Origin of the sequence: Pseudomonas sp. NPDC089758, from assembly GCF_044748705.1 — a bacterium.
In the GTDB taxonomy this organism is placed as follows: Bacteria; Pseudomonadota; Gammaproteobacteria; order Pseudomonadales; family Pseudomonadaceae; genus Aquipseudomonas; species Aquipseudomonas putida_X.
In genome coordinates this window covers 148,756-157,186 of sequence record NZ_JBIVGN010000013.1, presented here as the reverse complement: position 1 = coordinate 157,186, position 8,431 = coordinate 148,756, and the positions used below count along the sequence as shown (strand labels likewise).

Annotated in this window: 6 protein-coding genes; 3 read left to right on the top strand and 3 right to left on the bottom strand. The window is 63.8% G+C overall.

Going from position 1 to position 8,431, the window contains the following annotated elements:
- Positions 1 to 180: 180 nt before the first annotated feature.
- Both ACIPZH_RS18425 and ACIPZH_RS18420 read right to left on the bottom strand, forming a co-directional pair.
- Positions 181 to 2,094, bottom strand: a complete 1,914-nt coding sequence (locus ACIPZH_RS18425) for a hypothetical protein (RefSeq protein ID WP_400637231.1) — start codon at positions 2,092 to 2,094, stop codon at positions 181 to 183.
- Between the two features lie 59 nt (positions 2,095 to 2,153).
- A complete protein-coding gene (locus ACIPZH_RS18420) occupies positions 2,154 to 3,062 on the bottom strand; it encodes a helix-turn-helix domain-containing protein (RefSeq protein ID WP_400637229.1) in 909 nt (302 codons plus the stop codon).
- Between the two features lie 150 nt (positions 3,063 to 3,212).
- Between ACIPZH_RS18420 and ACIPZH_RS18415 the strand changes: the two genes are divergently transcribed.
- The 3 genes from ACIPZH_RS18415 (at position 3,213) to ACIPZH_RS18405 (ending at position 7,034) form a co-directional block, all read left to right on the top strand.
- A complete protein-coding gene (locus ACIPZH_RS18415; RefSeq protein ID WP_012314747.1) occupies positions 3,213 to 4,571 on the top strand; it encodes a glutamine synthetase family protein in 1,359 nt (452 codons plus the stop codon).
- A 64-nt stretch (positions 4,572 to 4,635) separates the two neighbouring features.
- A complete protein-coding gene (locus ACIPZH_RS18410; protein WP_241803641.1) occupies positions 4,636 to 5,724 on the top strand; it encodes a polyamine ABC transporter substrate-binding protein in 1,089 nt (362 codons plus the stop codon).
- A gap of 14 nt (positions 5,725 to 5,738) precedes the next feature.
- Positions 5,739 to 7,034, top strand: a complete 1,296-nt coding sequence (locus ACIPZH_RS18405) for an NAD(P)/FAD-dependent oxidoreductase (protein WP_400637227.1) — start codon at positions 5,739 to 5,741, stop codon at positions 7,032 to 7,034.
- Between the two features lies 1 nt (position 7,035).
- On the opposite strand, the gene ACIPZH_RS18400 is transcribed toward ACIPZH_RS18405, so the two are convergent.
- Complete coding sequence (locus ACIPZH_RS18400) at positions 7,036 to 8,412, bottom strand: L-serine ammonia-lyase (RefSeq protein ID WP_400637225.1); 1,377 nt, start codon at positions 8,410 to 8,412, stop codon at positions 7,036 to 7,038.
- Between the last annotated feature and the right edge of the window lie 19 nt (positions 8,413 to 8,431).

Below are 8,431 nucleotides of genomic sequence, written 5' to 3'. Positions count from 1 at the left end.
GCCACCTTTCGGAAACCGTTGCTGCCATCCAGGTAGGCTGTAATCGCTGTGAGCTTGAATTGCTCGGTGTACTTACCCATAGATCCCCCAAGGGTTGGATTGGTGTCCAACTTCTTGGGGGCAGTCCACCAGGTGGGAGCCGGCTTGCCGGCGATTGGGCTGCGCAGCGGCCCCGGCCACTCAATCGCGGACCTGGTCCTTGACCCAGTCCAGCATCCCCCCCGGCACGATCAGCTCATGCCGCGCCCGCGAACACGCGGTGTACAGCCCCGCCAGCATCCGGGCCCGCTCGTTGCGATTACCGGCCGTTACCGGCGCAACCATCAGCTCCGGCGAGACCATCACCCGGGCGAACTCCATGTTCTTCACATCGCGCACGCGGCCAAGGAACAGCTTGGGCGCCTTGTCCCAGCGGTAGCGGCTCTTGGCCTTGGCGAAGTGCTCCGGGGTGTAACCCTTGCGCAGCATGTTGGCCACGGCAACGAACGCCTTGTCCTCACCCTTGTCTTGCTCGAGGGCCTGCCAGCTCGGGTAACGAAACAGCATCGGGTGACGCGGCCGCGTGCCGTAGCGGTACAACTCGATGCAATCCTCGACGAACAGCTCGAAATCCTTGCGTGCGCTTTGCAGCAGCACGAATGGCACGCCCTGATGGGTAAGGCGCTGGAACCAACCGAACAACCCCCACTCGTCATCGACGATCAACGCCGTGGGCTGCGCCGGTACCGTCACCGTGTCGAAGAAACTGACCCGCGTGTAATGCTCGGCACTGCCGCTGAAGGCTGCCTGGATGGCCGCCGGGTGGGCCTGGATCAACGGGTTGAGCACGCTGTCCATGGCAGGCCCTGCGCGCAATGAATGGTCGATGTAACGCTGGCGGATGAAGCCGCCATGGTGCGGGCTCAGGCCATTGAGGTTCTGCAACTCATCGCCCAGGGCAATGACCGACTGCGGGCTGCGATCCAGCACGGCGACCATGGGGGCAGACAACTCGTGGGCTTCATCGACGATCACATGGGTATAGCGGCTGTCGATAAGTTCGGCCGTCAGCGACAACAGTTTGACCCGATGATAATCACGCACCGGCAACTGGATCTCGCGCGACGATGGGCGAATCAGTTCCTGCCAGTACAGCCTGGCCTTTTCCAGCAGCACTTCCTGATCCAACGGCGAGGTTCCCGGGCCCGCCCAGGGCAGGTGATGCAGCTGCATCTGGCTGTCGCCGCTACGGCAAAAGCTGCGCACGGCCTTGATGCAAAGGGCGACCACGTCCCGGGCGGCCAAGGGGCCGATATCAGGGATGGCCAGCCATTTCACCACCTGCGCCTCCTGCGGGCGCCAGGACAACTTGGTCCGGTAAGGATCACGCAGGCGCCAACCGTTGCTGGTGAGGTCGCGGTTGAGAATCTCGTCGGCCAGTTGGCCAAAGGTCATCGCCGTGTACGCCTCAGCGTCCTTGACCCGTGCCCGCAGTGCCCTGAGCTGGCTTTCGGTGAGCGCCAGCAGCAACGTGCGTTGCGGGTCGAGCAGGCGCGCGAACTGGTGAATCAGGAAGGTTTTGCCAGTCCCGGCAAAGCCCTGCACCGCCACCGACTCGTCCACCCCGGACAAAAACTCGCGCAGCAGGCGGTTCTGCTGATCGCTGAGCATGAGGTCGCTGGCCAACGACGGCAGGTACACCGGGTGCAACGGCGTGACCCGTTGCCGGTAGCTGTCAGCGAACTGGAAGTTCCACTGGCCTTCGTCGTCCTGAAAATCCTCTGCAGCGTAGTCGACCTCGGGTGATACCAGCGCGACGCCGTTCTCACCCAGCATGCCAAGGCCCATGGCAAACGCTTCGCGGTCGAAATGCTGCGCTACCTGCCCCTGAAAACGGCCCGGTGCTGCCGCTTCGACCTCATTGGCGATGCGCACGATTTCAGCGAAGCGGCGTTCCTGTGCGTCCGCTGAAAGGCTGGCAGGCTGGCGCGGCAGGTTCTGCACGAACAGCACGGCGGCCGCCTGCAGCACGCTGGCGTCAGGGAAAAAGTCGGTGACAGGGGGCGCGCTGGCGAGGCGCTCGGCCTGATCGCTGGGCAAAGGCAGGTAGAACATCGGGACCTCGGGTGGAAACTGGCGGGCACGATAGCAACTTTGGCGAAGCAATGCTGGGTTTAACCGCGAACCGGCCGCCCCCGCTTGAGCGTCTCGCTGGGCAACTCCCGGAACAACTGTCGGTAGCTTTCGGAAAAGCGCCCCAAATGCCAGAACGACCAGCGCATGGCCACCTCGGCCACCGTCACCCCGCCCCTGCGCAATAGGTCACGCCGAGCCCCGTTGAGCCGGCGAAGCCGCAGCCAATGGGCCGGCGGCATACCGGTAAAGGCCTTGAATGCCTGCTGCAACTGGCGCAGGGAAACGCCGGCAACGTCCGCCAACTCCACCAGGTTGAGGGTTTCTTCCGGGCAGTCGGCCGCCCACTCGCTGACCCGCTGCATGATCGCCCGCTCCTCCCCACGCCGCCCCAGCGCCCCGCCCTGCAGCCGCTGGCAGGCGTTATCCAGGATGAACAGGCAGTCTTCGAGCAACTGCTCGGCCAACGCTTGCCCCGCCAGCGGGCAATCCGCTTCCCCCAGCCGGGTCAGGGTAGCGCTGAGCCAACTGCCGAACAGCGCATTCTGGCCGCTGCCCAGCGGCACCATGAACAAGCCGTCAAGGCGCTGCGGGTCGAGGCCGTGGCTGGCCAGGAAGGCCTGGTCGAACACCACCGCGACTTCCTGGTAGTTCTCCGGTGTGATCCAGATATTCCGGCTTTGTTCGTTGAGCAGGTACAGGCTGTTTTCGCTGCGATCGAAGCAGAACGCCAACGCGCCGCTGGGGGCACGGAAAAACTGCTCGACCCGCGTGTTCAGGCGCTCTTCGTACACCTGCACGCCATCCAGGCCCAGGCAACGCAGCTGGCCGCTGAAGTTGCCGGGTGACATCTGCCGGTACTGCTGCTGCCAACCGGGGGTGGCGCGCACCTGCTCGGTGACATCGGTGGTGTGGAAGGCCTGGACCTGCAAGGCATTGGGCGTTGTCACGCTGCGTCCTAATTGCACTCTTTTGGTGCATTCATTACCGAAGAAAGTGGATAGATTGCCCATGGGGGCTGCGCCCAAGATAGCCCTCAGCACGGCATGTGGGAAGGCTCCTGCACACCAGTGCCACAAAAACCCAACCAAGAGGTCTGTATGAACGCCCCCTTCGATCAGCTTTCCACCTGGCTGAAAGAACACCGGATCACCGAAGTCGAATGCGTGATCAGCGACCTGACCGGCATCGCCCGCGGCAAGATCGCGCCGACCGCCAAGTTTCTCCATGAGCGTGGCATGCGCCTGCCCGAGAGCGTGCTGCTGCAGACCGTCACCGGCGACTACGTAGACGATGACATCTACTACAGCCTGCTCGATGCCGCTGACATCGACATGGTCTGCCGCCCTGACCCGACTGCGGTGTACCAGATTCCCTGGGCCATCGAACCGACCGCCATCGTGATCCACGACACCTTCGACAAACAGGGCAACCCGATCGAACTGTCGCCGCGCAACGTGCTGAAGAAGGTGCTCAAGCTCTATGCCGACAAGGGCTGGCGGCCGATCGTCGCTCCGGAGATGGAGTTCTACCTGACCAAGCGTTGTGAAGACCCGGACTTGCCGCTGCAAGTGCCACTGGGCCGCTCCGGCCGCGCCGAAAGCGGGCGCCAGTCGTTCTCCATCGACGCCGCCAACGAATTCGACCCACTGTTCGAAGACGTCTATGACTGGTGCGAACTGCAAGGCCTGGACCTGGACACACTGATCCACGAAGACGGCCCGGCGCAGATGGAGATCAATTTCCGCCATGGCGATGCGCTGGACCTGGCCGACCAGATCACCGTGTTCAAGCGCACCATGCGCGAGGCAGCGCTCAAGCACAACGTCACGGCCACCTTCATGGCCAAGCCGATCACCGATGAACCGGGCAGTGCCATGCACCTGCACCAGAGCGTGGTCGATATCGCCAGCGGCAAACCGGTGTTCGCCAATGACGATGGCAGCATGAGCGAGCTGTTCCTGCACCATATCGGCGGCCTGCAGAAGTACATCCCCAAGCTGCTGCCGATGTTTGCGCCGAACGTCAACTCGTTCCGCCGCTTCCTGCCGGACACCTCGGCGCCGGTCAACGTCGAATGGGGCGAGGAAAACCGCACCGCTGGCCTGCGCGTGCCGACCTCCAGCCCGGACGCCATGCGCGTGGAAAACCGCCTGCCGGGCGCCGACGCCAACCCCTACCTGGCGATTGCCGCGAGCCTGCTGTGCGGCTACCTGGGCATGGTCGAAAAGGTTGAGCCCAGTGCGCCAGTACAGGGCCGCGCCTACGAGCGGCGCAACCTGCGCCTGCCGATCACCATCGAGGACGCGCTGCAGCACATGGAGGACTGCCAGACCGTACAGCGCTACCTGGGCAAGCAGTTCGTCCAGGGCTACGTGGCGGTCAAACGTGCCGAGCATGAAAACTTCAAACGTGTGATCAGTTCGTGGGAGCGTGAATTCCTGCTGCTCAGCGTCTGATCTTCGGGGCTGCTGTGCAGCCCCTACCACCCAACGCAAAGAACAAGACCAACGAGGTGTCGACATGCGTCATCTGCAAGCCCTGATTCCCGCAGCATTCACCCTGCTGTTCGGTGCAGCCGCCCAGGCTGAGCCCACGGTCAGCGTTTACAACTGGACCGACTACATTGGTGATACCACCCTGGCCGACTTCCAGGCCAAGACCGGGATCAAGGTGGTCTATGACGTATTCGACTCCAACGAAACCCTGGAGGGCAAACTGCTTGCCGGGCGCACCGGCTACGATGTGGTCGTGCCGTCCAACCACTTCCTCGCCCGCCAAGCGCAGGCCGGCGCCTTCTTGCCACTGGACCGCAGCAAGCTGCCGAACTGGAAGCACCTGGACCCCAAACTGCTCAAGCAACTCGAACAGAACGACCCCGGCAACCAGTACGCAGTGCCCTACCTGTGGGGCACCAACGGCATCGGCTACAACGTCGAAAAGGTCAAAGCTGCACTGGGCATCGAGCGTATCGATTCCTGGGCGGTGCTGTTCGAGCCCGAGAACCTCAAGAAACTCAAACAGTGCGGGGTGGCCTTCATGGACTCGCCCGATGAACTGTTCCCGGCCATGCTCAATTACCTGGGCATGGACCCGCGCAGCGAAAAGCCGGCTGACTACGCCAAGGCCGAAGCGCACCTGCTTGCACTGCGCCCTTACATCACCTACTTCCACTCGTCCAAATATGTCTCGGACCTGGCCAACGGCGACATCTGTATCGCGTTCGGCTATTCCGGCGACGTGTTCCAGGCGGCCCACCGCGCAGTCGAGGCGAAAAACGGCGTGAAGATCGCCTACAGCATCCCCAAGGAAGGCAGCAACCTGTGGTTCGACCTGCTGGCCATTCCCAAGGACGCCAGCAACCCCGAGCAGGCGCTTGCCTTCATCAACTACCTGCTCGAACCGCAGGTGATCGCCAAGGTCAGCGCCACGGTCGGCTATGCCAATGCCAACCCCGACGCCAAGGCCTACATGGATGAATCGCTGGTCAACAACCCCGAGATCTACCCGCCCCAGGAGGTGCTGGACAAACTGTACATTTCCAGCACGCCGAGCCCGAAGATCATGCGTGTCATGACCCGTTCCTGGAGCAAGATCAAGTCCAACCGCTGAGCCGAGAGCGCGCCATGCCATTCGATACCCAACACACTGCGTCTTACTACGCCGCCACCGCGCGCGATACCGCGCCCTACCCTAGCCTGGACGGCGAACTGACCGCAGATGTGTGCGTGGTCGGCGGTGGGCTGACCGGGGTTAATACCGCGCTGGAGCTGGCCGAGCGTGGCCTGTCGGTGATCCTGCTCGAAGGCCGGCGCGTCGGCTGGGGCGCCAGCGGGCGCAACGGTGGCCAGTTGATCCGCGGCATCGGCCATGACGTCAGCGGTTTTGCCCGCTACGTCGGCCAGGATGGCGTGCGCTACCTGAAACAGGCTGGCATCGACTCGGTGGCCCTGGTGGCCAGGCGCATCGAGCAGTACGGCATTGCCTGCGACCTGCGCTGGGGCTTCTGCGAGCTGGCCAATACACCTGCCCAGTTCGCGGCGTTCAAGGACGAGCAACGCGACCTGGCGGAGCTTGGCTATAGCCATGAAACGCGCCTGGTCGAGCATGAGCGGCTGCACGAAATCGTTGCCAGCGACCAGTACGCCGGCGGGCTGGTGGACATGGGGTCGGGCCATCTGCACCCGCTCGACCTGGTCCAGGGTGAAGCGCGCGCGGCGCACAGCCTGGGGGTACGCATTTTCGAGCAGAGCCCGGTACTGCGCATCGAGCACGGCGCCACGGTCACCCTGCACACCGCTCGGGGCAAGGTCAGGGCACACAGCCTGGTGCTCGGTTGCAACGCGCACCTCGACGAACTGGAGCCACGCCTGAGCGGTAAAGTGCTGCCTGCCGGCAGCTACGTGGTGGCCACCGAGCCACTGCCCGAGGCCGTGGCCAAGGCGCTGATACCGCAGAACATGGCGATCTGCGACCAGAAGGTCGGCCTGGATTACTACCGCCTCACCGCAGACCGTCGGCTGCTGTTCGGCGGGGCCTGTCATTATTCAGGGCGCGACCCGAAGGACATCGCCGCTTACATGCGGCCCAAAGTGCTCAAGGTGTTCCCGCAACTGGCCGAGGTACGCATCGATTACCAGTGGGGCGGGATGATCGGCATCACCGCCAACCGCTTCCCACAGGTCGGGCGGCTGAGCCAGTACCCGAATGTCTACTACGCCCAGGGCTACTCCGGGCATGGCCTGAACGTGACGCACTGGACGGCCAGGCTGCTGGCTGAAGGGATCGCGGTGGGGCACAGCCAGGGGCTGGATGTCTTCAGCGCCGTGCCCCACCTCACCTTCCCAGGCGGCAAGGCGTTGCGCTCGCCGCTGCTGGCATTGGGGATGCTGTGGTATCGGGTGCGCGAGGTGCTGGGCTGACTCAGCACTCGACGAACGCCACCGCCAGGCCACCGCGCGAGGTTTCCTTGTAGTTGGCATGCATGTCGGCGCCGGTATCACGCATTGTGCGAATCACCCGGTCCAGCGAGATGAAGTGCTCGCCATCACCGCGCAAGGCCATCTGCACAGCATTGATCGCCTTGACCGCGGCGATCGCATTGCGCTCGATGCACGGCACCTGGACCAGCCCGCCGACCGGGTCACAGGTCAAGCCCAGGTTGTGTTCCAGGGCGATCTCGGCGGCGTTTTCCAATTGCCCGGGTGTAGCGCCCAGCACTTGGGCAAGGCCCGCGGCAGCCATCGAGCATGCCGAACCCACCTCGCCCTGGCAGCCCACTTCGGCACCGGAGATCGATGCATTCTTCTTGCACAGGATACCGACAGCGGCAGCGGCCAGCAGGAACGCCACCACATCGTCGTCGCTGGCGGCGGGGTTGAACTTCATGTAGTAGTGCAACACCGCAGGGATGATACCCGCCGCGCCGTTGGTCGGCGCGGTGACCATGCGCCCGCCGGCGGCGTTCTCTTCATTGACCGCCAGGGCGAACAGGTTGACCCACTCCATCGCGCTCAAAGTCGAGCCGATCACATTGGGTTTGCCCAGTTCCTGCAGGCTGCGATGCAAGCGGGCAGCGCGGCGCTTGACGCCAAGCCCGCCAGGCAGAATGCCCTCGTTGCGCAGGCCGTTGTCGACGCACTCACGCATTGCGGCCCATATCCGCAGCAGCCCTTCGCGCACCTCGGCTTCGCTGCGCCACGCGCATTCATTGGCCAGCATCAACTGGGCAACGCTCAGCTGATGGGCCTTGCACAGCGCCAGCAACTGGGCCGCACTGGAGAATTCGTAGGGCAGCGTCACAGCAGCCGCTTGGTTGTGCGGCGCGTCGATTTCACCCTGTTCGACAATGAAGCCGCCGCCAACGGAATAGTAGGTTTGGCTGAGCAGGCTGCCCTGCTCGCCCATGGCCTCCAGGGTCATGGCATTGGGGTGATAGGGCAGGTTCTCGTCCAACAGCAGCATGTCGCGTGCATACATGAAGGTCAGCGGGTGGCTGGCGTCGAGCATCAGGCATTGCTCCTGCATCACCTGAGCGATACGTGAGTCGATCGTGGCCGGGTCGATGCGGTCCGGCCACTGCCCCATCAGGCCGAGCAGGCAGGCGCGGTCTGTGGCATGGCCCACGCCCGTAGCGGAAAGCGACCCATACAGGCGCACTTCGATACGCCGCACCTGGCCCAGCAAGCCTTGGCTGCGCAGTGCCTGGGCAAAGGTGGCAGCTGCCCGCATAGGGCCGACGGTGTGGGAGCTGGACGGGCCGATGCCGATTTTGAAAAGGTCGAAAACACTGATAGCCATGCTAATGCCTGACCGCGCC